This window comes from Streptomyces sp. MS06 (assembly GCF_047200655.1).
Classification (GTDB): domain Bacteria; phylum Actinomycetota; class Actinomycetes; order Streptomycetales; family Streptomycetaceae; genus Streptomyces.
Map to the genome: position 1 here is coordinate 32,786 of NZ_JBJZOJ010000052.1, position 23,677 is coordinate 56,462.

17 protein-coding genes and 1 pseudogene are annotated in these 23,677 nt (G+C 74.2%); 12 read left to right on the top strand and 6 right to left on the bottom strand.

Annotation, left to right across the window (positions count from 1 at the left end):
- Positions 1-217: 217 nt before the first annotated feature.
- From ACL02U_RS24650 to ACL02U_RS24665, 4 genes and pseudogenes are all read right to left on the bottom strand, one after another.
- The gene (locus ACL02U_RS24650; protein WP_412793108.1) at positions 218-1,219 is read right to left on the bottom strand and encodes a DNA-3-methyladenine glycosylase family protein; all 1,002 of its coding nucleotides are present in this window, start codon (positions 1,217-1,219) and stop codon (positions 218-220) included.
- Positions 1,220-1,340: 121 nt separating this feature from the next.
- Positions 1,341-2,714 (bottom strand): coenzyme F420-0:L-glutamate ligase, encoded by a 1,374-nt coding sequence (locus ACL02U_RS24655; protein WP_412793109.1) that lies wholly within the window; start codon positions 2,712-2,714, stop codon positions 1,341-1,343.
- Positions 2,711-3,670, bottom strand: a complete 960-nt coding sequence (gene cofD / locus ACL02U_RS24660; protein WP_412793110.1) for a 2-phospho-L-lactate transferase — start codon at positions 3,668-3,670, stop codon at positions 2,711-2,713. Before cofD ends, ACL02U_RS24655 begins: the two co-directional genes overlap by 4 nt.
- Positions 3,671-3,895: 225 nt before the next feature.
- Positions 3,896-4,378, bottom strand: a pseudogene (locus tag ACL02U_RS24665) (cysteine dioxygenase); the annotation flags it as partial.
- 765 nt (positions 4,379-5,143) lie between these two features.
- Between ACL02U_RS24665 and ACL02U_RS24670 the strand changes: the two are divergent.
- From ACL02U_RS24670 to ACL02U_RS24680, 3 genes are all read left to right on the top strand, one after another.
- Positions 5,144-5,407, top strand: coding sequence for a WhiB family transcriptional regulator (locus tag ACL02U_RS24670; RefSeq protein WP_164338682.1), 264 nt, complete (start codon positions 5,144-5,146; stop codon positions 5,405-5,407).
- A gap of 366 nt (positions 5,408-5,773) precedes the next feature.
- Positions 5,774-9,700 carry a glycosyltransferase gene (locus tag ACL02U_RS24675; protein ID WP_412793111.1) on the top strand — a complete coding sequence of 1,309 codons (3,927 nt, stop codon included), beginning with the start codon at positions 5,774-5,776 and terminating at the stop codon, positions 9,698-9,700.
- Positions 9,697-11,247, top strand: a complete 1,551-nt coding sequence (locus ACL02U_RS24680; RefSeq protein WP_412793112.1) for a DUF5719 family protein — start codon at positions 9,697-9,699, stop codon at positions 11,245-11,247. The genes ACL02U_RS24675 and ACL02U_RS24680 overlap by 4 nt, the downstream gene beginning before the upstream one ends.
- 66 nt (positions 11,248-11,313) lie before the next feature.
- Here the strand turns inward: ACL02U_RS24680 and ACL02U_RS24685 are convergent, their stop codons facing one another.
- Positions 11,314-11,763 carry a metallopeptidase family protein gene (locus ACL02U_RS24685; protein WP_412793124.1) on the bottom strand — a complete coding sequence of 150 codons (450 nt, stop codon included), beginning with the start codon at positions 11,761-11,763 and terminating at the stop codon, positions 11,314-11,316.
- Between the two features lie 299 nt (positions 11,764-12,062).
- Between ACL02U_RS24685 and ACL02U_RS24690 the strand changes: the two genes are divergently transcribed.
- The 8 genes from ACL02U_RS24690 to ACL02U_RS24725 all read left to right on the top strand — a co-directional run bounded on the left by ACL02U_RS24690 (position 12,063) and on the right by ACL02U_RS24725 (position 21,180).
- Positions 12,063-12,479, top strand: coding sequence for a DUF3499 domain-containing protein (locus tag ACL02U_RS24690; protein ID WP_412793113.1), 417 nt, complete (start codon positions 12,063-12,065; stop codon positions 12,477-12,479).
- A gap of 180 nt (positions 12,480-12,659) precedes the next feature.
- Positions 12,660-14,024, top strand: a complete 1,365-nt coding sequence (locus tag ACL02U_RS24695) for a phosphomannomutase/phosphoglucomutase (RefSeq protein ID WP_412793114.1) — start codon at positions 12,660-12,662, stop codon at positions 14,022-14,024.
- A 395-nt stretch (positions 14,025-14,419) separates the two neighbouring features.
- A complete protein-coding gene (locus ACL02U_RS24700; protein WP_361673752.1) occupies positions 14,420-14,590 on the top strand; it encodes a Trm112 family protein in 171 nt (56 codons plus the stop codon).
- 541 nt (positions 14,591-15,131) lie between these two features.
- Positions 15,132-16,259 carry an SIS domain-containing protein gene (locus ACL02U_RS24705; RefSeq protein ID WP_412793115.1) on the top strand — a complete coding sequence of 376 codons (1,128 nt, stop codon included), beginning with the start codon at positions 15,132-15,134 and terminating at the stop codon, positions 16,257-16,259.
- Positions 16,260-16,335: 76 nt separating this feature from the next.
- Positions 16,336-17,487: a mannose-6-phosphate isomerase, class I gene (gene manA, locus ACL02U_RS24710; RefSeq protein WP_412793116.1), complete on the top strand. Its 1,152-nt coding sequence runs from the start codon at positions 16,336-16,338 to the stop codon at positions 17,485-17,487.
- Between the two features lie 171 nt (positions 17,488-17,658).
- On the top strand, positions 17,659-18,639 hold the full coding sequence (locus ACL02U_RS24715) for a cation diffusion facilitator family transporter (RefSeq protein ID WP_412793117.1): 981 nt from the start codon (positions 17,659-17,661) through the stop codon (positions 18,637-18,639).
- A 283-nt stretch (positions 18,640-18,922) separates the two neighbouring features.
- A complete protein-coding gene (gene ahcY, locus ACL02U_RS24720; RefSeq protein WP_412793118.1) occupies positions 18,923-20,380 on the top strand; it encodes an adenosylhomocysteinase in 1,458 nt (485 codons plus the stop codon).
- Between the two features lie 185 nt (positions 20,381-20,565).
- A complete protein-coding gene (locus tag ACL02U_RS24725; RefSeq protein ID WP_412793119.1) occupies positions 20,566-21,180 on the top strand; it encodes a hypothetical protein in 615 nt (204 codons plus the stop codon).
- A 52-nt stretch (positions 21,181-21,232) separates the two neighbouring features.
- Here the strand turns inward: ACL02U_RS24725 and ACL02U_RS24730 are convergent, their stop codons facing one another.
- Positions 21,233-22,249 carry an RDD family protein gene (locus tag ACL02U_RS24730; protein ID WP_412793120.1) on the bottom strand — a complete coding sequence of 339 codons (1,017 nt, stop codon included), beginning with the start codon at positions 22,247-22,249 and terminating at the stop codon, positions 21,233-21,235.
- A 143-nt stretch (positions 22,250-22,392) separates the two neighbouring features.
- On the opposite strand from ACL02U_RS24730, the gene ACL02U_RS24735 reads away from it, so the two are divergent.
- A complete protein-coding gene (locus tag ACL02U_RS24735) occupies positions 22,393-23,400 on the top strand; it encodes a stage II sporulation protein M (protein ID WP_412793121.1) in 1,008 nt (335 codons plus the stop codon).
- Positions 23,401-23,677: the final 277 nt, after the last annotated feature.

A 23,677-nucleotide genomic window follows, 5' to 3' on the forward strand; every position in this document is an offset into this window, starting at 1 on the left:
ACCGGCGGCACCGCCGAGCGCCACCGGAAACCCGGGCCCGGCCCGGCGGTCCGTCGGCCGGAGTACGTCACCGAGGAGGGACCGTGCGCCTACGCCCGGCACCCACCGACGCCGCGGGGCGCGCGCCGGCCTTCCCGGAGAAGCCGCAGGCGCCGGAGGAGACCGTCACCGACCGGTCGGCCCGTACCGCCTTGCCCCCGGGCCGGTCCGGTGCCGCTCACCACCGCGCGATGTCCACCCGCGGCATCTTCGGCGCCCGCCGCCCGGGCGTCCGTCCGCTGAGCAGGACCAGCCGGGCCGCGCGGTGCCGCTGACCCGCGTACGGCTCCAGCAGCCGCAGCATCTCCGCGTCGTCGGCGTCCCGGTCCCCGGCCAGCGCCCACCCCACGATTCCCGGCAGATGCAGGTCACCGACGGTCACCGCGTCCGGGGCGCCGTGGCTGCGCTGCACCGTCTCCGCCGACGTCCACGGGCCGACGCCCGGTACGAGCTCCAGCCGCCGCTGCGCCGCCTGCGGCTCCATCGCCACCGCCTCCTCCAGCCGGGCGGCGACCCGCACCGCCCGCAGGGCCGTGGAGGCCCGCTTGTCGTCCACCCCGGCGCGATGCCACTCCCAGGACGGGACGAGCGCCCACGTCCGCGGCTCCGGCATGACCCACATCCGCCCGTCGACCGGCCCGGGCGCCGGCTCCCCGAACTTGCGCACCAGCAGGCGCCAGGCGCGGTAGGCCTCCTGCGTGGTGACCTTCTGCTCCAGCACCGCGGGGATCAGCGACTCCAGCACCAGACCGGTACGCGTGAGCCGCAGCCCGGGCCGCCGGTGCCGGGTCACCGCCAGCAGCCGGTGCCGCGGCGCGAAGGCGGAGGGATCGTCCGCTGCGCCGAGCAGCTCGGGCAACCTCTCCAGGAGCCACTCGGCCCCCGGTCCCCAGGCCTCGCCGCGGACCTCGCCGCCCTGACCGGACACCCGGAGCGTGCCGGGGCCGGCGGGTGTCCGGCTGGCCCGCCACACCGACCCGTCCGGCAGCGTGCGGAAGGTCGGGTCGCCGCTCCCGTGCCGCAGCGGACCCAGCACCAGCCCGAGGTCGAGCGGGCCCTCGGGCACCCAGGTCCGCACCCGTCCCGGCACGGGAGCCGGGCGGGGAAGCGCGGCGGGCACGGCGACATGCCCCCCGCGCACGGTGGTGCGGGTGGGCCGGGGTGCGAAGCGTCCTGCCACTGTCGGGTCCCAGATGAGCCGGAGATGTGTCCCACGAGAGTAGGGCCTGTCCGGGACCGCCCGGTCCGAGGGGACGCCCGGGGGCGCGGTGCCGGAGCCCGGAACGGGCCCTGGGCCACCCTCAGCGCACCTCGACGAAGGCCGCCGGGTCCCGGTCCGGCCGGGGCGCGGGCCGCTGCGCCGGGTGGCCGACCGCGACGGCGCCCATCGGGTCCCAGTCCGCCGGCAGGCCCAGCACCCCGCGCACGACGTCCCGGCAGAACATCGTCGACGACACCCACGCCGACCCCAGCCGCTCCCCGGCGAGCGCGACCAGGAAGTTCTGTACCCCGGCGCCCGCCGCGACCACGAACATCTCCCGCTCGGCCCCGTCCCGCCGCACGTCACCGTAGTGGTGCGCGCCGTCCGCGACGAGGCACGGCACGACGAGGTACGGGGCCCGGCGCAGCACCTCGCCGCGGCGCACCCGCCGGGCGATGGACTCCTCGCTCTTCCCGTCCCGCCGCAGGTCGGCCTCCCAGGCGTCCCGCATGGCGTCCAGCAGCGCGGTCCGCGCGCCCGCCGACTCCAGCAGTACGAAACGCCAGGGCGTCGTGTGGTGCGGTGCGGGCGCCGTGACCGCGGCGGCCACGGCCCGCCGGACCGCCCCGGGGTCCACCGGCTCCTCGGTGAACTCCCGGACGGTGCGCCGCTGCGTCACCGCCAGCCGGACCGCCTCCGAGGTGCCCAGCCGGAACATGTCGTCACGGGTATCCCGGACCAGGGCCCGCGCACCCGTGCAGCTGTCCGCGTCATCCGCGTCGGCTGCGTCGTCCGGGTCGTCGGTGTCGTCGGTGTCGGCGTCGGCCTCGGGCGCGACCAGGTGCCCGAGGCCGCGCACGACCGCGACGGGCAGCCCCGCGGTCTTGCCCTTGACCAGGTCCCCGGCGGCGGCCAGTTCGTCGGCGGTCGCCACCACCGTCGCGGCGAGCGGGTTGCCGTGGGCGTCCTCGCCGCCACGCAGATCGTCCAGCACCCGCACGCCCGCGGCGCCGATCGCGACATCGGTGAGTCCCGTGCGCCAGGGCCGGCCGAAGGTGTCGGTGACGACGACGCCGACGCGCACGCCGAGCGCGTCGCGCACGCCCTTCCGGATCGCCCGCGCGGACGCGTCCGGGTCCGAGGGCAGCAACAGAACCGTGCCGGCGGGGGTGTTGGAGGCGTCGACACCGGCGGCGGCCATCACCAGGCCCTGCCGGTTCTCGACGATGCGCAGCGTCCCGCGCCGGGCCACCACCCGGACCGTCTCGGCGTCGATCGCCGCCTCCCGGTCGGCCGCCCGGACGATCCGACCCTCCGCCTTGGAAACGATCTTGGAGGTGACGAGCAGTACGTCCCCGTCGGCCAGACCGGGTTCCGCGGCGGCGATCAGCTTGGCGAGGTCGTCGCCCGGCCGCACCTCCGGCAGCCCCGGCACGGCCCAGACCCGGTACCCCTCCGCCCGCGGTGCACTCAAGCCCCCCGCACCTCCTCGGCCAGCGCCAGCGCCTCCCGGCCCATCTGCGCTGCCGCCTCGACGTCGGTCATCATCAGCGGGACGGCGCGGCAGCGGATGCCCGCGTCCTCGACCCGCGCCACCGCCCCGGAGTCCACCGTGTCGACGAGCCAGCCGTCCAGCAGCCCCGAGCCGTAGTGCTCGGCGACCGCCGCGGCGGAGGACTCCACTCCGATCGCGGCGAGCACCTTGTCGGCCATGCCGCGCACCGGGGCGGCCCCGACGATGGGGGAGAGCCCGACGACGGGCACCCCGGCCTCGGCGATGGCCTCCCGGATGCCGGGCACCGCGAGGATCGTGCCGATCGAGACCACCGGGTTGGACGGCGGGAAGAGGATGACGTCCGCCTCGGCGAGCGCCTCCAGCACCCCCGGGGCGGGTTTGGCCTGCTCCGCACCGACCGGCACGACCGCCTCGGCCGGCACCGAGGCGCGCAGCCGCACCCAGTACTCCTGGAAGTGGACCGCCTTGCGTTCGCCGTCCACCTCGACCGCGACATGGGTCTCGATGCGGTCGTCGGACATCGGGATCAGCCGCACTCCGGGTTTCCACCGGTCGCACAGCGCCTCCGTGACGGCGCTGAGCGGATAGCCGGCACCCAGCATCTGGCTCCGCACGATGTGCGTGGCGAAGTCCCGGTCGCCCAGCCCGAACCACTCCGGGCCCACTCCGTACGAGGCGAGTTCCTCCTTCAGGTGGAAGGTCTCGTCGGTGCGCCCCCAGCCCTGCTCCTCGTTGATGCCGCCGCCGAGCGTGTACATCACCGTGTCGAGGTCGGGGCAGACCTTCAGACCGAAGAGGTGGATGTCGTCGCCGGTGTTGCCGATGACGGTGATGTCCGCGTCCGGTGCGGCCTGCTTCAGACCGCGCAGGAACCGGGCACCGCCGATGCCGCCTGCCAGAACCACAATGCGCATGGGCCAAGTCTGTCAGGCGCCCGCGACGACGCGTCAGGCGGCGACGGTCGGGCCCGGGCCGGCGGAGGACGGCGTGCCCGAGGACGGCGTGCCCGAGGACGGCGTGCCCGAGGACTGGGCGGCTCGGGCGCCGGAAGGCGCGGTGCCGGCGGGCGTGGTGCCGGCGGGCGTGGTGCCGGAGGACGCGCCGTAGGGGGACGCGGTGTAGGGGGAGCGGGCGGCGGGACCGGCAACTGCGCGGTCGGCGGCCGTGTGCATCGGCATCTCGGTGAGGCCCGGGTAGTAGACGTGCAGGCTGACCGCCGGCTCCAGGGCGTCGTTCACGATCTCGTGCACGTATCCGGGTGCGAACACGCGTTGCGCTCCGGGCGCGAGCGCGCGGGAGCCGCGGTGGGTCCGCTCGGTCAGGGTGCCCTCCAGGACGGTCAGGACCCCGCTGGAGCGGCCGTGGTCGTGCAGTCCGGTGCCCTGACCGGGAAGCCAGGACAGCAGCCACACCTCGTAGCCGGGGCCGGTGCGCAGCCGGTGGTACCAGCGCGTGGCGGCGTCGAAGCGCACGAGGTGCTCCCACTGCGCGCGGCCGGCGGCGAGGGAGCGGGCCAGGCCGGCGAACTCGGCGACGGTGGCGGGGTGTTCACGCGGAGGCTGGAGCAGGTGGGGCACTTCGAGGAGATCGCCGGCGATCTGGAGGTCGCTGTCGCTGTTCATGGAAGCGGTGGGTTCCTTGCCGTGAGGACGGTCGGAAGGGCGGGGCGGGTGCGCTGGCCCGGTGGGGGTGTGCGCGCCGCACGCCGGGGTGCGGTCTCCTGCCGACGGGCTGCGGAGTGAGGGCCCGCGGGAGGGGGCGGGGGCGGAGCGGTGCGGCCGGGCCCGGGCGGGCGCGGACTGCCGGAGCGCGGTCGGCTCAACAGCAGGAGCGGCAACAGCTACAGCGAGCGCGGGCAGCACCGTGGGACCCGGCGGGGCGGGTCGAGGTGAGTGCCAAGTTCGCGAGCATGCCCACAAGGACAGCGGCTCACACCCGCACTGTCAACTTCCCTCCCGGTATGTGGGACGTCTTTCACCTCTTCCGGTTCATCCGTGAGGGGAAAGGTTTGTTCGTGTGGCCTCCGGGAGACATGGCGCACAACCGGGTGCGCAAGCCCCGTTGCGATCCCGTGATCCGAATGTGATCCGGCTCGCTTCGCGGTGCGTGTCGGAACGGGATCGAACGCCGGGGCGTCCTTCTTCGTACTGGCCCTGTGAGGGCTTCGAACGGGGGAGAGCGCCCTTGAGGGCGCGGCTCTGTGTCAAGGTTTATGGCGATTTGAACACTTACCGCAGGGCCTTGGTTCCGCAGAGTGAATCAGGGGCCCAATAGCAGATCTCGGCTTGACTCGCCCGGAGCAGCACACTTGTAATTTCACTCGTGTCGTTCAGCCGGTTCGGTAACGGCTGCATCACGGGGACGCGAAAGACGGACGAGGGGCGCACATGACCGAGCTGGTGCAGGAACTGCTGGTCGACGACGCGGACGAGGAACTCGGCTGGCAGGAGCGCGCGCTGTGCGCCCAGACCGATCCCGAATCCTTCTTCCCCGAGAAGGGCGGCTCGACCCGGGAGGCCAAGAAGGTCTGCCTGGCCTGCGAGGTCCGGTCCGAGTGCCTCGAGTACGCCCTCGCCAACGACGAGCGCTTCGGTATCTGGGGCGGCCTGTCCGAGCGCGAGCGGCGCCGGCTGAAGAAGGCCGCCGTCTAGAACGGGCCCGGCCCCGACGAGGCGGGCCGCGCAGGCCGCCCTCCCGGACCGGCCGGCACTGCTCCGGCAAGGCAAGGCTGCCGGACGCAGGCGGGCGGCCCCCCGTCCGAACAGGGCGGCTGCCGTCCGGACGAGAGTGCCGGACACCGGGTGCCCCCGGGCGTGAGCGGGTCCGCGGCGAAGCCGGCCCGTGCGAGCAAACGGCATCCACGCACGCATCCAACGGCCCGTTGCCCGTGGGTTGTCCACAGGCGGCGGGCCGCCGTCATGCCCAGCCGATAGTGTGGTCGCTCGTCCGAGACGCCCCGCCGCCCTCACCGGGCGCAGGCGTCCACCGCAGTCCACCGAACCGGGGCCCGTACCTCGATGTCCGTGCACAGCCACACGGCAGACCAGCCCAGCGCGGCTGCCACCCCAGAGTTCCCGCGTCATGTGGTGACCGCGGTCCTCGTCTCCCATGACGGCGCCCGCTGGCTGCCCGACGCGCTCGCCGGCCTGCTCGGCCAGGAGCGCCCCGTGCAGTCCGCCGTGGCCGCCGACACCGGCAGCGCCGACGACTCCGCCCAGCTCGTCACCGACGCCCTCGGCGCCGACCGCGTGCTGCACCTCGCCCGCCGTACCGGTTTCGGCCAGGCCGTCGAGGAAGCCCACCGCGCGGCCCCCGTCCTCACCCCGGAGGACCTGCCGTACCTGAGGCGGCCCAGCGGCTGGGACCCCGTCACCCGCACCTGGCGCGACGACGCCTACGACCTCCCCGAACTCCCGCACGGAGAACCGGTGCAGTGGCTGTGGCTGCTGCACGACGACTGCGCCCCCGCCCCCGACGCCCTGGCCGAGCTGCTGCGCGTCGTCGAGCGCGAGCGGGAGGCCGGCCGCGACGACGTGGCCGTCGTCGGCCCCAAACTGCGCGGCTGGTACGACCGCCGCCAGCTGCTGGAGGTCGGCGTCACCATCGCCCACTCCGGCCGCCGCTGGACCGGCCTGGACCGCCGCGAACAGGACCAGGGCCAGCACGACCACGTCGGACCGGTCCTGTCGGTGTCCACCGCCGGCATGCTGATCCGCCGGGACGTCTTCGAACAGCTCGGGGGCTTCGACCGCCGGCTGCCGCTGATGCGCGACGACGTGGACCTGTGCTGGCGTGCGAACGCCGCCGGCCATCGCGTCCTCGTCGCCCCGGAGGCCGTGGTCCGCCACGCCGAGGCCGCCTCCCGGGAACGCCGCACCGTCGACTGCATCGGCCGCGCCTCCCGCACCGCGCCCGACCGGGACGCCGCGGCGAACCTCTTCGCCCGGCACGGCGCGTCCCCGCACCGGGTCGACAAGGCGGGCGCCGCCTACACCCTCCTCGTCAACAGCCGCACCACCGTGCTGCCCTGGGTGCTGCTGCGCCTCGTCCTCGGCACCGTCCTGCGCACCGTCGCCTACCTCGTCGGCAAGGTCCCCGGACAGGCCGTCGACGAGATCCGCGGCCTGCTCGGCACCCTGCTGCGGCCCGGGCGGATCATCGCCGCGCGGCGCAGGCGAGGCCGACCGGCAGTCGGCAAGCAGGAACTGCGGCCGCTCTTCCCGCCGCCCGGCGCGACCGTGCGCGCCACCGTGGAGCAGGTCGCCGGCAACCTCGTCGGCCGCTCCGACCCGGAACTGACCTCGGCCGGCCGGCACGGCGGCGCGGTCGAATCCGGGCCCGGCGGCGACGACGCCGACTTCCTGGAGATCGAGCAGTTCGCCCGCCTCAGGCGCATCGCCCGCAAACCCGGCCCGGTCCTCTTCCTCGTACTGCTGCTGGTCTCCCTGGCCGCCTGCCGCAACCTCCTCGGCGGCGGCGCGCTCGCCGGAGGCGCCCTGCTCCCCGCCCCGGCCGACGCCTCCGCGCTCTGGGCGCACTATCTCGACGCCTGGCACCCGGTCGGCCCGGGCGGCACCCCCGCGGCACCCCCCTACCTGGCGATCATCGCCCTGCTGGCGTCCGCACTGTTCGGCTCCACCGGCCTCGCGATCACCGTCCTGCTGGTGTGCTCGGTGCCGCTGGCCGGCTTCGCCGCGTACTTCGCCTCCCGGCCGCTGGTCGAGTCGCGCCTGCTGCGCGCCTGGGCCGCCGTCGTCTACGCCTTCCTGCCGGCCGCCACCGGAGCACTGGCCGGCGGCCGCATCGGCACCGCCGTGCTGGCCGTGCTGCTCCCGCTGCTGGCCCGCGCATCCCTCGCCGCCAGCGGCCTCACCCACCCCTCCGGCGCCCGCGGCAGCTGGCGCGCCACCTGGGCCTACGCGCTGCTGCTCACCCTCACCACCGCCTTCACGCCCGTCGTCTGGCCCATCGCGCTGGCCCTCGGCCTCGCCCTGCTGGCCGTGCGCCGCACCGACCTCCCCGCCTACGGACTGCGCTTCCTGGCCCAGCTCGGCACCCCGCTGCTCGTCCTGGCGCCCTGGTCACTGACGCTGCTGCCGTTCGGCTTCTTCCGGGAGGCCGGCCTCGACCGGGGGACGACCGCCCCCTCGGCCCTGGACCTGCTCGGCGCCAGCCCCGGAGGGCCCGGCACGGTCCACGGGCTGATGCTCATCGGCGTCGTGCTCGCCGCGCTGGCCGCCCTGCTGCGCACCGAGCGCCGCGCGGGCATCCTCACCGCCTGGGCGGTAGCCCTGGTGGGGCTCCTCTTCGCGGTGCTGTCCAGCCGTTCCGCCTGGGCCGGCCCGGCCACCCTCGTCTACGGGCTCGCCGTGCTGACCGCCGCGGTGCTCGGCGCGGACGGGGCCCGCTCGCGGGTGGCCGAGCAGAGCTTCGGCTGGCGCCAGCCGGTCGCCGCACTGATCGCCTTCGCCTGTGCCGCGGGCCCGCTGCTCGTCGCCGCCGGCTGGGTGATCGGAGGCGCCGACGGCCCACTGGAGCGCCGCGACCCGGTGCAGGTGCCGGCGTTCGTCGCGGAGGAGAGCGGCACCCGCGACCAGGCCCGCACCCTCGTCCTGGACAGCGACTCGGCCGCCCGCGTCGGCTACGTGCTGGTCCGCGGCTCCGGCGCCCGGCTCGGCGACGCCGAACTCGCCGCCGCCACCGGAGGGAACGAGCGGCTCGACAAGGTCGTCGCCAACCTCGTCGCCGGCTCCGGCGCCAACCAGGCCGACCAGCTCGGCGCCTTCGCCGTCCGCTACGTCCTCGTCCACAAGGGCGCACCGCGCGGGATCGCCCACGTCCTGGACGCCACCCCCGGCCTGAGCCGGCTCAGCCAGCAGGACGGCAGCGGGCTGTGGCGGGTGGACCGCGAGGTGGCGCGCGCCACGATCGTGCCCCCGGTGAAGGCGGGCACCGGCTCCGGCACCGCCTCCGAGACCGGCACCCCGCAGTCCGTCGCCGCCGGGCCCGTGGAGATCCACACGAAGATCCCCGCCGGGCCCGCCGGCCGTGTGCTGCGCCTGGCCGACTCCGCCGCCGACGGCTGGACGGCCACCCTCGACGGCAGGCCCCTCACCCGCACCACCGTCGACGGCTGGGCCCAGGGCTTCGCACTGCCGGCGTCCGGAGGGCGGCTGGACGTCGTCTACGACACCCCGATCGGCCACACCGGCTGGCTGTGGACCCAGGGCGCCCTCGCCACCGTTCTCGTGGTGCTCGCCCTGCCCGGCCGCCGCCGCGACATCGACGACGACCTGCCGGAGGAGCCGTCCGCCCCCGCCGAGGCCGCCGCCGGCGAGGGCCGCCGCGCCCGCCGCCTGCGCGCCCAGGCCGAGGCGGAGGCCGAGGCCGCCGGCCGGGTGGACGAGGAAGCGCCGCCCCCGCCGCAGCAGCACCCGGTCGCCATCCCGCGCCAGCAGTCCCACGAAGGAGCGCCCCACCCGGAGCAGCCCTACGAGGAGCAGCAGCCCTACGAGGAGCAGCCCTACGAGGAGCAGTCCTACGAGGAGCAGCCCTACTCCCGGCAGTCCTACGACGACTGGGGCGCCTCGGACGGGGCGGGCACCGTGTACACGGAGCAGCCCGGCGACACCTACGAGGGCGCCCGGCAGCAGTATCCGGCGGACGGCGGCTACGACCAGGGCTACGGCGCCGACCCGTACCGGTCCGGGACGTACGACCCCTACGCCTACGACGGCAGTGCCGGGACGGCCGGTTACGACACCGGGTACGACCCGGCCCAGTACGACGGCTCCGGATACGGCGGGGCGGCCTACGGCGGGAACCACGGCGAGGCGCAGTACGGGCAGCCCTACGACCAGGGCTACGACGCGACGACGTACGACCCCGCGCGGCCGCACCCGCACGGCACCGGCAGCGAGCGCCCCGACGGGAGCCAGCAGTGAACCGCACCACCCTGTCCCTGATCGCCTGCGGCGCCGCGCTCGCCGCCCTGACCGGCGCCGCCGCCCTCACCGCGCCCGACGGCCCCGGCGGCGGAACCGCCGCGGCGGCGGTGCGCCGGCCCGTGGAACGCACCACACTGGCCTGTCCGGCGCCCAGCACCTCCGACCTCGCCGAGACCTCGTACACCTCCTTCACACCCACCACCGAGGGCACCGGCAAGGACGGCGCAGCCGCCCTGCGCCCGGTCACGCAGCCCCCGGCCGGCACTGACTCCGCCGACGGGACGAAGGACGGAAGCACCACGGGCACCGACAAGAAGAGCACCGACAAGAAGAGCACCGACAAGAAGTCGGACAAGCCGGTCCTCACGCCCGAGGACCCCGGCAAGCCCGCCACCGGGGACGTCTCCGGTGGCGACGCCCCGGCACTCGTGGGCACGGCGGAAGGCAGGTTCGCGCCCGGCTGGACCGTCCAGGAGACCACCGAGATCGCCGCCGGTACCGGTCGCGGCCTGCACGGGGTCGCCTGCACTGCCCCGGACACGGAGTTCTGGTTCCCCGGCGCGAGCACGGCCTCCTCCCGCACCGACTACGTCCACCTGACCAACCCGGACGACTCCGCGGCCGTCGTCGACATCGAGCTCTACGGCAAGGACGGCGCCCTGAAGACGACGGTGGGGGACGGCATCACGGTCAAACCGCACTCCAGCGAACCCGTGCTGCTGTCCACGCTGACCGGCGAGAAGCAGAACGACCTGACGGTGCACCTCAACGTGCGCAGCGGGCGGGTCGCCGCCGCCGTGCAGGCCCTGGACGACAAGCTCGGCGGAGACTGGCTGCCCGCCGCCGCGGACCCGGCGGGAACCCTGGTCCTGCCCGGCATCCCCAAGGACGCCGCGTCCGTCCACCTGATCGCGTACACGCCGGGCGACGCCGACGCGGACCTCAAGGTGCAGCTGGCCTCCCCCTCCGGTCTGATCACCCCCGCCGGACACGAGACCCTGCACGTGAAGGCCGGCATGACCACCGCCGTCGACCTCGGGGACGTCACCCGCGGGGAGGCCGGCTCGCTGGTGCTGACACCGACCGAGCGGTCCGTGCCGGTCGTCGCCGCGCTGCGGATCGTGCGCGGCAAGGGAAGCAAGCAGGAGACGGCGTTCCTCCCGGCGACCGCCCCCGTCGGCGCGCGCGCGACGTCCGCCGACAACACCGCCAAGGGCACCACGCTCTCCGTCACGGCGCCCACGGCCACCGCGCAGGTCAAGGTCACCGCCTCCGCCGGCAGCGGGGGCGGCTCGGCGGCGACCAAGACGTACACGATCAAGGCCGGAACCACCCAGGACATCACCCCGCCCGCCCCGGCCGGCCTGAAGGGCGTCTACGCCCTGACCGTCGAGCCCGTGTCCGGCGGACCGGTGTACGCCTCGCGCACCCTCACCGCCACCGAGGACGGCGTCCCCGGCATCACCGTCCAGCCGCTGCCGGACGACCGCGGCACGGTGGCGGTGCCGGAGGCCGAACAGGACCTCACCGTGCTGCAGGACTAGGGGGAAGGCCCCAGGCCCGCGCCGAGGTCTGCTCGGGGGGCCGGGCAGGCCTCCCCGCCAGCGGGTTCACTCCTCCCCGTACCGGGGATCCACCGTCTCCGGCGTCAGTCCCAGGACCTCCGCCACCTGCTCCACGACCACCTCGTGGACCAGGGCCGCCCGCTCGTCCCGCCCCTTGGTGCGGATCTCGACCGGTCGCCGGTAGACGACCACCCGGGCCCGTCTGCCGTCCCGCGCGGAGACCGTCCCGCCGAGCGGCACCGCCTCGTCGTTCCAGGGCGTACCGGTGCCGTCCAGCCGCGGCACCTCCAGGACCAGGAAATCGATGTCGGCGAGCTGCGGCCACCGCCGCTCCAGGCGTTCCACGGAGTCCTGCACCAGGTCCGCGAACACCTCGGCACGGCTCGCGGCCAGCGGCACCTGAGGTGGCGCGATCGGTCCGCGCATGCCCCTTCCGTGGCGATCGCGGCGGCGGGGCCAGGGGCCGGCGGCACGAGGCGGTACGGGCTTGTCCATCACTGGTGCAGGGTAGTCCCCGGCGCGGTGCCGCGCGGGTGCCGCGCCGCCGTGCCCGCCCGGCACCGCGGCCCGGCCCGCACGCCGTGACCCGGGCTGAACGTTTCGGCCAAGTCCGGGCTCGATTCCGCCCCCTTCCGGGTCCACCGGGGTCCCGCCGAATGACGGTGTTTGTACCGAACAGCGACCGGCGGCCCGGCCGGGAGGGGCCACGGGACCTGGTGCCGGTGCAGGTCAGCGGGGTATGACAGAGAGGTCCTGTGCTGCGTTTCCCGACACGACACGGTGGGGTGACCTTGGTGGAGAGTCATCGCGGCCCGCTCAAGAGTGCGGTACCGTCCAACATCGTGAGCCCTGTACGTCGCTGTTCGCGCACCGCCTGCGGCCGACCCGCCGTCGCGACGCTGACGTACGTCTACGCCGACTCGACCGCGGTCCTCGGCCCGCTCGCCACCTACGCCGAACCCCACTGCTACGACCTGTGCGCCGAGCACTCCGAGCGCCTCACCGCACCCCGCGGCTGGGAGGTCGTCCGCCTCCTCGACGGCTCCGCTCCGGCCCGCCCCAGCGGTGACGATCTGGAAGCCCTCGCCAACGCCGTGCGCGAGGCGGCCCGCCCCCAGGAGCGGGCTGCCGGCGGCGGCGGGCGCGGCGCGGACCCCATGGAGGTCGCCCGGCGCGGCCACCTCCGGGTACTGCGCTCACCGGAGGACTGAACCGGCCGCCCGCACTGCGGGCACCCTGACACCCCGAGCCGCACCGAGCGCGCCGGGACCGTCCGCGGGCCGCGCGGCGCGTTCCGCTCCCTCTCCCAGCGCTCCTGCCGTACCGCACGGCGGCCGGCAGGCCGGTGCGGGTAGTTTGTGCTGACCGCTAGGACATCAGGAGGGTTGGCCGTGGCTGCTGATCTGTCGCAGATCGTGAAGGCGTACGACGTGCGCGGAGTGGTCCCGGACCAGTGGGACGAGCCACTGGCGGAGCTGTTCGGTGCCGCCTTCGCGCGGGTGACGGGCGCGACCGCGATCGTCGTCGGCCACGACATGCGGCCCTCGTCGCCGGGCCTCGCCGGCGCCTTCGGCCGGGGCGCCGCAGCCCTCGGCGTCGACGTCACCGAGATCGGCCTGTGCGCGACCGACGAGCTCTACTACGCCTCGGGCGCGCTCGACCTGCCCGGTGCGATGTTCACCGCCTCGCACAACCCCGCCCGCTACAACGGCATCAAGCTCTGCCGTGCCGGTGCGGCACCCGTCGGCCAGGACACCGGTCTCGCCGAGATCCGCGAACTGGTCGAGCAGTGGAGCGAGTCGGGCGCCCCGGAGTCCGCCGCAGCGCCGGGAACCGTCACCCGGCGCGACATCCTGCAGGACTACGCGGCCCACCTGCGCTCCCTCGTCGACCTGGCGTCGATCCGCCCCCTGAAGGCCGTCGTCGACGCGGGCAACGGCATGGGCGGCCACACCGTCCCCACCGTCTTCGCCGGGCTGCCCCTCACCCTGGTGCCGATGTACTTCGAGCTGGACGGCACCTTCCCGAACCACGAGGCCAACCCCCTCGACCCGGCGAACCTCGTCGACCTCCAGCAGCGGGTACGGGAGGAAGGCGCCGACCTCGGGCTCGCCTTCGACGGCGACGCCGACCGCTGCTTCGTCGTCGACGAGCACGGCGATCCGGTCTCCCCGTCCGCGATCACCGCCCTGGTCGCCTCGCGGGAACTCGCCCGGCACGGCGGCCGGGGCACCGTCATCCACAACCTGATCACCTCCCGGTCCGTCCCGGAGGTCGTGCGCGAGAACGGCGGAACACCGGCCCGCACCCGGGTCGGTCACTCCTTCATCAAGGCCGAGATGGCGCGGACCGGTGCCCTCTTCGGCGGCGAGCACTCCGCCCACTACTACTTCGCGGACTTCTGGAACGCCGACACCGGCATGCTGGCCGCGCTGCACGTCCTCGCGGCCCTCGGCGGCCAGGACGGCCCGCTGTCGGCGCTGGTCGCCCAGTACGACCGCTACGCGGGCTCGGGCGAGATCAACTCCACCGTCGCCGACCAGTCCGCCCGCCTGGCCGCCATCCGCGCCGCCTACGAAGGCCGCGACGACGTCGCCCTGGACGACCTCGACGGACTGACCGTGTCCTCCGCCGACTGGTGGTTCAACGTCCGCCCCTCCAACACCGAGCCGCTGCTGCGCCTGAACGCGGAGGCCCGGGACGCGGCGCTGATGGCCAAGGTGCGGGACGAGGTCCTGGCGATCATCAGGGGCTGACGGCGCGGAGCCGGCCCGGCGGGCCCCCGCCCGACCGGCGCACCGCCCCGCCCGACCGGCGCACCGCCCCGCGCGTCGCCGGACCGGCACCGGGACCCGCCGCCCGGTACCGCCGTCGCCGCGCACCGCGTCACCTCGCCGCTCACCTCGTCACCTCGGGGCACGCCTCGCGGCCTCGCGGCGCACCCAGTGACCCTGCCGCGTACTCCGCCACCTCATGGCAGCGGCACCGCCGGGTCCGTGCGCCCGCCCGCCGTGCGCCTCGCCCCGCCCACCGCGAACCGCGGATCGCCCGACCCCGACACGCGCCCCTGTACGGCGGTACCCTGACCAGGCACAACTGCACACGACTCACAGACGCGTGACACCCCCGAACAGCCCCGAAGGGACAGCCCATGCCGCTCGAAGCCGGCCTCCTGGAGATCCTCGCCTGCCCGGCCTGCCACGCTCCCCTGAAGGAGGAGGACGCGGAGCTGATCTGCACCGGGCAGGACTGCGGTCTGGCCTACCCGGTCCGCGACGGGATCCCCGTCCTGCTCGTCGACGAGGCCCGCCGCCCCGAGTGACGTCCGGGCCGGAGTCCGCCGGACGACCGCTCCCGCCGTCACCTCGGTGACCCGCCGGGCGGCCGTACTCGGTCGGCGCGCGGGCCGTGGCCACCGTCGTGGACACGGGACGGCCACCCGGACGGCATCCCCGCCTGCGAGCACGGCGCATGCGCAAGGGGTACCGGAACGGGGCTTCCACGGGTGGCGGCACCGGGCGCGAACCGGCGGCCGACGACCACCGGCGGACCCGCCGTCCACCACCGCCCCCGACCATCGGCGCGCGGCCACGGGCAAAGGCACGGAGCGCGTACCGCGGAAGGCGCCGGCCGGGCGGGGTACGGATCCCGTGGGCGTGTCGACGCGCCGGCGCCGGCCCGTCGGTGGCTCGGCATCGGGCACGACGGCTTGGTCCGGCCGCTCCGGCCGGCCAGGGCGGGTCGTGCCACCGCGCACCCGGCGACCGCACGGCCCTACCGGAAGCCGCCCCCACCTGCCCCGCGGGCCACACCAGCTACGGTTCTCGCCCAGAGACGAACCCGGCGATCGGAGACTGCCGACCATGCTCGACGAATCGCTGCTCGACACCCCGGAGGCGCTCGCCGAGGCCGATCGCCGCGCCCTGCTGCGCGGCGCCGCCGAGGCCGGCGCCCGCGTCCGCACCGCGGCCCGGCACGCCGCCGAGTCCGGCGTCAACGACCTGAAACCCGACGGCCGCCCCCGCGCCGTGCTGATCGCCGGGCCGGGCGCCGCTGCCACCTGCGCCGCCGACCTGCTCGGCACGCTCGCCGGCGCGGGAGGCCCCGTCATCCGGCTCGCCCCGGGCGGCGTCGCACCCGCCGCCGGAGCGCTGCGCTGGGAACTGCCCGGCTGGGTCGGCTCCGTCGACCTCCTCCTGATCGCCACCCCCGACGGCACCGAGCCGTCCCTCTCCGCCCTCGCCGAGCAGGCCTACCGGCGCGGCTGCACCGTCGTCGCCGTCGCCCCCACGCGCACTCCGCTCGCCGAGGCCGTGGCCGGCGCGCACGGCCTGTTCGTCCCCATGGCCACCGCCCCCTACGAGCCGGAGGAGCCCATCGCCGCCTCCGCCCCCGGCGTGCTCTGGGCCCTGCTCACCCCACTCCTCGCCCTCCTGGACCGCGCCGGCCTGCTGTCCGCACCGCCCGACGCGCTGCAGAGGGTCGCGGACCGCCTCGACCACGTCGCCGAACGCTGCGGGCCCGCCATCGAGACCTACAGCAACCCCGCCAAGACCCTCGCCGCCGAACTCGCCGACTCCCTGCCCGTGGTCTGGACCGAGGGCACCTCGGCAGGCCCGGCCGGCCGCCGCTTCGCCGCCGCTCTCGCCGAACTGTCCGGCGCGCCCGCGGTCGTCGCCGAACTGCCCGAGGCCCTCGCCGCCCACACCACCCTGCTCGCCGGCCGCCTCGCCGCCGGTGCCGACCCGGACGACTTCTTCCGCGACCGGGTCGAGGAACCCCCCGCGCTGCACGCGCGCGTGGTGCTGCTCCGCGACCGCCCGATCGACGGCCTCACCGCCGCGCCCGCCGCCCGCGACCTCGCCCTCAGCCACGACACGCCGATCAGCGAGCTGGAGCCGGAACCCGGTGGTGAACTGGAGACGCTCGCCGAACTGATCGCCGTCACCGATTTCGCCGCCGTTTACCTGGCGCTCGCCTCCGGAGCCTGATCCTGTCCGCGACACGCTGACCGCCGTACGCGGAGCGACACCGCGCCGCACGCAGAGAGAGCAGACACAGACACCCATGGACCGCCTCGACAACACCGTCCGCCCCTACGCCTGGGGGTCCCCGACCGCGATCCCGCAGCTGCTCGGTGTCGAGCCGACCGGCGAGCCCCAGGCCGAGATGTGGATGGGAGCCCACCCCGGCGCGCCCTCGCGCACCGGCCGCGGCACCCTCGCCGAGGTGATCGACGCGAACCCCGAGAAGGAACTCGGTCCGGCCGCCGTCGCCCGGTTCGGGCCCCGCCTGCCCTTCCTGCTCAAGCTCCTCGCCGCCGGCGCCCCGCTCTCCCTCCAGGTCCACCCCGACCTGGACCAGGCGAAGCGGGGCCACGCCGACGAGGAACGTCGCGGCGTCCCCGCCGACGCCCCGCACCGCAACTACAAGGACGCCAACCACAAGCCCGAACTGCTCTGCGCGCTCACCGAGTTCGAGGGTCTGTGCGGCTTCCGCGACCCGCTGCGCGCCGCCGCCCTGCTCGACGGCCTCGGCGTGGACTCCCTCAAGCCGTACGTGGACCTGCTGCACGCCCAGCCCGAGGAGGCCGCGCTGCGCGAGGTCCTCACCGCGATCCTCACCGCCGACCGCGAGGAGATGGCCCGCACCGTCACCGAGGCCGCGGCCGCCTGCGACCGCCTCGGCGGCGACTGGGCCCCCTACGCCGCCGTCGCCCACCACCACCCCGGCGACCCCGGCGTCATCGCCGCGATGCTCCTCAACCACGTCCGGCTCCAGCCCGGAGAGGCCCTCTTCCTCGGCGCCGGCGTCCCGCACGCCTACCTCAGCGGACTGGGCGTCGAGATCATGGCCAACTCGGACAACGTCCTGCGCTGCGGCCTCACCCCCAAGCACGTCGACGTACCCGAACTCCTGCGCATCGTCCGCTTCGAGGCGTCCGACCCCGGCGTGCTGCGCCCCGAGGCGTCTCCGGACGGCGAGGAGCTCTACGACACCCCGACCGAGGAGTTCCGCCTCTCACGCCACGTCCTCCCGGCAGGCGGCCCGGCCCGCGACCTGACCCGGCCGGCCCCGCAGATCCTGCTCTGCACCGCGGGCGCCGTCCGCGTCGGCGAACACCTGCTGACACCCGGCCAGTCGGTCTTCGTGCCCGCCGGCGAACCCACCCGCGTCACCGGCCGGGGCACCCTCTTCCGCGCCACCGTCGCCGCCTGAACTCCCGCGCCACCGCCGCCGCCCGCCCCCCCCGGAACCGTCCCGCGCGCACGCCCGGTCCGCCGCACCGCGCACGGACCGGGCTGCAACAATGGCCCACCGGCACCACACCGACCGCACCGGGCCGGGCGCAGTCCGAGGCCCGGCGCAGCGAAGGGACAACGCGGACAGATGAGCGCGTCAGGCGGTACCAAGGCGATCGCGGCGGCGCTCAGCGCCAACCTGGCGATCGCCGTGTCGAAGTTCGTGGCGTTCGCGTTCAGCGGCTCCTCCTCGATGCTCGCCGAAGGCGTGCACTCCCTCGCCGACTCCGGCAACCAGTTCCTGCTGCTGATCGGCGGGAAGAAGGCCCGGCGCGAGGCGACCCCGCAACACCCCTTCGGCTACGGGCGCGAACGTTACATCTACGCCTTCCTCGTCTCGATCGTCCTCTTCTCCGTCGGCGGCATGTTCGCCGTCTACGAGGGCTACGAGAAGATCAGGCATCCGCACGAACTGGAGCACTGGTACTGGCCGGTGGGCGTACTCGTCTTCGCCGTCCTCGCCGAGGGCTACTCCTTCCGCACCGCCATCAGGGAGTCCAACGACCTGCGCGGAAAACTGTCCTGGTCGCAGTTCATCCGCCGCGCCAAGGCGCCCGAACTGCCCGTCGTCCTCCTGGAGGACTTCGGCGCGCTGATCGGCCTCGTCCTCGCCCTCTGCGGCGTCGGGCTGGCCCTGCTCACCGGCGACGGGGTCTGGGACGGCGTCGGCACCCTCTGCATCGGCGTCCTGCTCATCATGATCGCCCTGGTGCTCGCCGCCGAGACCAAGTCGCTGCTCCTGGGCGAGGCCGCCGGCGTCGAGGAGGTCGAGAGGATCCGGACCGCACTCGTCGACGGGGAGACCGTCCCCCGCATCATCCACATGCGCACCCTCCACCTCGGCCCCGAGGAACTGCTCATCGCAGCCAAGATCGCCGTCCGGCACGACGACACGGCCGCCCAGGTGGCCGCCGCCATCGACGCCGCCGAGGCCCGTATCCGCGCCGCCGTGCCCATCGCCCGGGTCATCTACCTCGAACCCGACATCTACAGCGAGGCCGAGGCCGCGAAGGGCCCCGACCCCGAGGCCACCCCGGGCGGTCCGGGACCGCACGGCGCCGACCACTGACCGCGCCTCGCGTGCGCACGCCGACGTCACCCGCGGTGATCGGCGTGATCTGTGCGCCGGCGGGCTGGGGACAGCCGGGCCCGCCGGTGTAGCTTGGAGGGGAGCCAGACGTCGCTGCTGATGGCGGTCGGGCGGTCCGTACGGGCCGGCCGAGGGAGAGAGGGCCTCCGACGGACTGCGCTGCGCGCACGCGGGCATGCCGTGTCCCTTCCGGGCACCCCTGTGTCCGCCGCCGCGCAGGTCAGCCGTACCCACCTCGTCCCAACCCGAGGAGCAGCCCGTAATGACGACTGTCGACAACCGGCAGGACTTCAAGGTCGCCGACCTGTCCCAGGCCGAGTTCGGCCGCAAGGAGATCACCCTCGCCGAGCACGAGATGCCGGGCCTGATGGCGATCCGCGAGGAGTACGCGGAGGCGCAGCCCCTCGCGGGCGCCCGCATCACCGGTTCGCTGCACATGACGGTGCAGACGGCCGTGCTGATCGAGACCCTGGTCGCGCTCGGCGCGCAGGTCCGCTGGGCGTCCTGCAACATCTTCTCCACTCAGGACCACGCGGCCGCGGCCGTCGCCGTCGGCCCGCACGGCACCCCGGCCGACCCGCAGGGCATCCCGGTCTTCGCCTGGAAGGGCGAGACGCTCCAGGAGTACTGGTGGTGCACGGAGCAGGCGCTGACCTGGCCGGACACCCCGACCGGCGGCCCCAACATGATCCTGGACGACGGCGGCGACGCCACCCTCCTCGTCCACAAGGGCGTCGAGTACGAGAAGGACGGCAAGGTCCCCTCGCCCGACACCGCCGAATCCGACGAGCACCGCGTCATCCTCGAACTGCTCACCCGCACCCTGGGCGAGAGCCCCCAGAAGTGGACCCAGCTCTCCTCCGAGATCCGCGGTGTCACCGAGGAGACCACGACCGGCGTGCACCGGCTGTACGAGATGCAGCGCGACGGCGTCCTCCTGTTCCCGGCGATCAACGTCAACGACGCGGTCACCAAGTCGAAGTTCGACAACAAGTACGGCTGCCGCCACTCCCTGGTCGACGGCATCAACCGGGCCACCGACACCCTGATCGGCGGCAAGACCGCGGTCGTCTGCGGCTACGGCGACGTGGGCAAGGGCTGCGCGGAGTCCCTCCGCGGACAGGGCGCCCGTGTGATCATCACGGAGATCGACCCGATCTGCGCCCTGCAGGCCGCGATGGACGGCTACCAGGTGACCACCCTCGACGAGGTCGTCGACAAGGCCGACATCTTCATCACCACGACCGGCAACAAGGACATCATCATGGCGTCCGACATGGCCGCGATGAAGCACCAGGCCATCGTCGGGAACATCGGCCACTTCGACAACGAGATCGACATGGCCGGCCTCGCCAAGGTCCCCGGCATCGTCAAGGACGAGATCAAGCCGCAGGTCCACACCTGGACCTTCGCCGACGGCAAGAAGATCATCGTGCTGTCCGAGGGCCGCCTGCTGAACCTGGGCAACGCCACCGGCCACCCCTCGTTCGTGATGTCCAACTCCTTCGCCGACCAGACCCTGGCCCAGATCGAGCTGTTCACCAAGCCCGACGTCTATCCCACCGGCGTCTACACGCTGCCCAAGCACCTCGACGAGAAGGTCGCCCGCCTCCACCTCGACGCGCTCGGCGTGAAGCTCACCACGCTGCGCCCGGAGCAGGCCGCGTACATCGGTGTCGAGGTCGACGGCCCCTACAAGTCGGACCACTACCGCTACTGAGTCCGCCGCTCTGTCCGCGGTGGGGTGCCGGTGCACCCGCACCCCACCGCGGCAGGTCCTCCGAGGCAGGCCCCCGCACCCCCGTGTCGGGGGCCTGCCTCAGGCTCCGGTCCCGTCCGGCCGCAGGCGCGGCCGGACCGGTCGGCCGGAGCAGGGGGAACGGCCCGTCACGATCCAGGACCCCCATGCCCCGCGGTCGCTATTCGCTTCACGATCCGCACGATCACACCCCTCTCGCGGAAGAGCACTTCCAGTGCGCCCCCGGCCCGTCCGGCTGGCGCTACGTATCGCGGCTGACCACGCCCGCCGGCGATCAGCGCGGATCCGTCGACCTCACCCTCGACGAGCTGGGCCGCCCGCTGCGCCTCGAGCTCCACGCGGGTGGCTGGCAGGTGCGCGGCGCTGCTCTCGACGGTCTGACCTGGGTCCGCTCGGATCCCGCCGGGGCCGACGCCAGTGAGGGAAACGTGGGCGCCCACGCCTTCACCGGAAGCTCCCCCGCGTTCCTGGTCGCCATCACCCGTCTCCTCCGCCTCACCCCCTCCGGGCAGGCCACCCGCCTGCGCCTCGTCGCCTTCACCGATCCGGTGCTCGCCCCACGCACCGTCGACCAGTCCTGGGCCCTGACGAGAAGAGAAGCACACCCCACTGACAACGGCCCGCTGACCGTGGACGAATACCAGGTCACAGCCCTGGACACGGGAGAGCAGCACACCGTGCACCTCGCCGGCGACGTCGTCCTGTCCGCCCCCGGCATCGAGCTGGAGGACCTCGACTCGCCGCCGTCGTCCTTCGACTGAGCGGCCGGACGGTCCACCGCCGGGCAGCCGCCGCCCGCCCGCCCCCCCCAAGTCACGCCGGTGGTGCGAACCCCGTCGCCCGCCCCTCGGCGGCAGCCCCCGACGGACCGCTCGACGCGGAGTCGGCTCGTCCCATCGTGCCGGGACCCCGAACAGCTTGCGCCGACGCTGCCGACGCCGCCGGTGCCGCCGCTTCCGCGGGTCCCGCCGGTTCCGCCCAGCCGGTCGTCCCGTTGGACACTGCGGCACCACCGGCACCACCGACCCCGTACATCTCAGAGGCACCGCCCACCGCAACCCCGCTCGCGTCGGCGCCGTACCCGCCCGCAGGGAACCGGCGGGCCTCCCGTGCCTGCCGCTCCTGCACCACGGCGGCCAGATACGCGGCAGCAGGCACCCCGTACGGCGCCGGAGCACCCGTGCAGGCCGAGAGGTCCGCGGAGAGCCGCTCCCCCATCGACCAGCCCACCTGCGGGTCCAACTGCTGCATACGTGTCAGGTACTGGCGTATCGCGAGCCACAGTCCGTCCGGCACCGCCGAAAGGTCCAGCTCCGTGAACCGGCCGGCGAGCCACGGCGGAGGCGCCGGAACGAAACCCGACGGCGCCGAGGGCACCCGCTCCCGCACGACCAGGGTTCCGGCGAAGACGTCCCCGAGCCGCCGCCCGCGGGCAGAGACCAGCGAGGCCACGCAGGCCACGACCCCGAACGTCAGCAGGATCTCCACCACGCCGATCGCACCGCGCACCAGCGCATGCCGGAACCGGACCGGACCGCCGTCGTCCCGCACCACCCTCAGCCCGCATGCCAGCTTCCCGAGCGAACGACCGTGGCTGAGCGTCTCCACCGCGATCGGCCCGCCCACCAGCACCAGCACGAACGCGGCGATCGACATCGCCGTCTGCGCCGCCACGTCGAGGGAAGCCGTCGACAGCGCCAGCACCAGGCTCACCGCGAGGAAGACGGCCATCGCCACGGCCAGGTCGATCAGGACGGCCAGAGCCCTGCTGGGCAGCCTCGCCGGGCGCAGCTCGAGCACCACCGCCTCACCGGTCACCAGCTCGTCCACGTTCGCATCCCCTTCCCCTGGCCTGCCCCGAGTACCGCCAGTCTGCCAAGCTGAGGGCGCATCGCGCCCGCAGTGCGACTGCCCGACAGTCCGGCCCGACACCCGGACGAGCCGCCGACGAACCGCGCAGGAGCAGGCACCCGATGGACCTCGACGTCTTCGTCTCCACCCACCGAGCCGAGTGGGACCGCCTCGACGCCCTCCTCCGGCGCCGGCGACGCCTGACCGGAGCGGAGGCCGACGAACTGGTGGCCCTGTACCAGCGCACCGCCACGCACCTCTCACTGCTCCGGTCCAGCGCCCCCGACCCGCAGCTGACGGGTCGGCTCAGCCAGCTCGTCGCCCGCGCGCGCAGCGCCGTCACCGGCAGCCGCCGCGCCTCCTGGCGGGACGTCACGCGGTTCCTCACCCAGGACTTCCCGGCGGCCGTCTACCGCTGCCGCCACTGGTGGGTCCCCACCGCACTGCTGTCCACGACCGTGGCCGTCCTGCTGGGGTGGTGGATCGGCACGCACCCCGAGGTGCAGTCCACCATCGCCGCCCCCGGCGACCTGCGCGAGCTGACGCGCCCCGGCGGCGGGTACGAGACCTACTACTCAAGCCATCCCGCGGCCGCCTTCGCGGCGCAGGTCTGGACGAACAACGCCCAGGCCGCCGCGCTGTGCCTGGTGCTGGGGGTGTTCCTGGGGCTGCCGGTCCTGTGGATCCTCCTCCTCAACATGCTCAACCTGGGCGTCGGCGTGGGACTGATGGCCTCGGTCGGTCGCCTCGACACGTTCCTCGGCCTGATCCTGCCGCACGGCCTGCTGGAACTGACCGCGGTCTTCGTCGCCGCGGGAACCGGGCTGCGCCTGGGCTGGACGGTGATCGACCCGGGCCCGCGGACCCGCCGCGCCGCCCTGGCGGAGGAGGGACGTGCCGCAGTGGGCATGGCCATCGGGCTCGCCCTGGTCCTCTTCGTCTCCGGAGCCATCGAAGGGTTCGTCACCCCTTCGGGCCTGCCCACCTGGGCGCGGATCGGTGTCGGCGTCGGAGCCGAGCTGGCCTTCCTCGCCTATGTCTACGTCCTCGGCGGCCGCGCAGCCCGGTCCGGTGCCACCGGCGATGTCGAGCCGGCCGAGCGCAGCGCCGCCGTGCCCACCGCCGCCTGATGTGCGTGCGGGCCCGGTGAGCTGTTAGTCTCTCCCTCGCCCCGGAAGAGCTGTTGACACAGCGACTCCGGGGAGGTAGATTCGAACAGTTGCCTGGAGATGGGTTGAACCCGATCGGCAACCGTTGGTATCTGACCGCCTCCCGGAATTCGATTCCGGCGAAGCACCTCCCGATAAATCGGAAACGAGCGGCTGATCAAACAGCCAAAAAGTTCTGATAGAGTCGGAACCGCCGGAAAGGGAAACGCGAGAGCGGGAACCTGGAAAGCACCGAGGG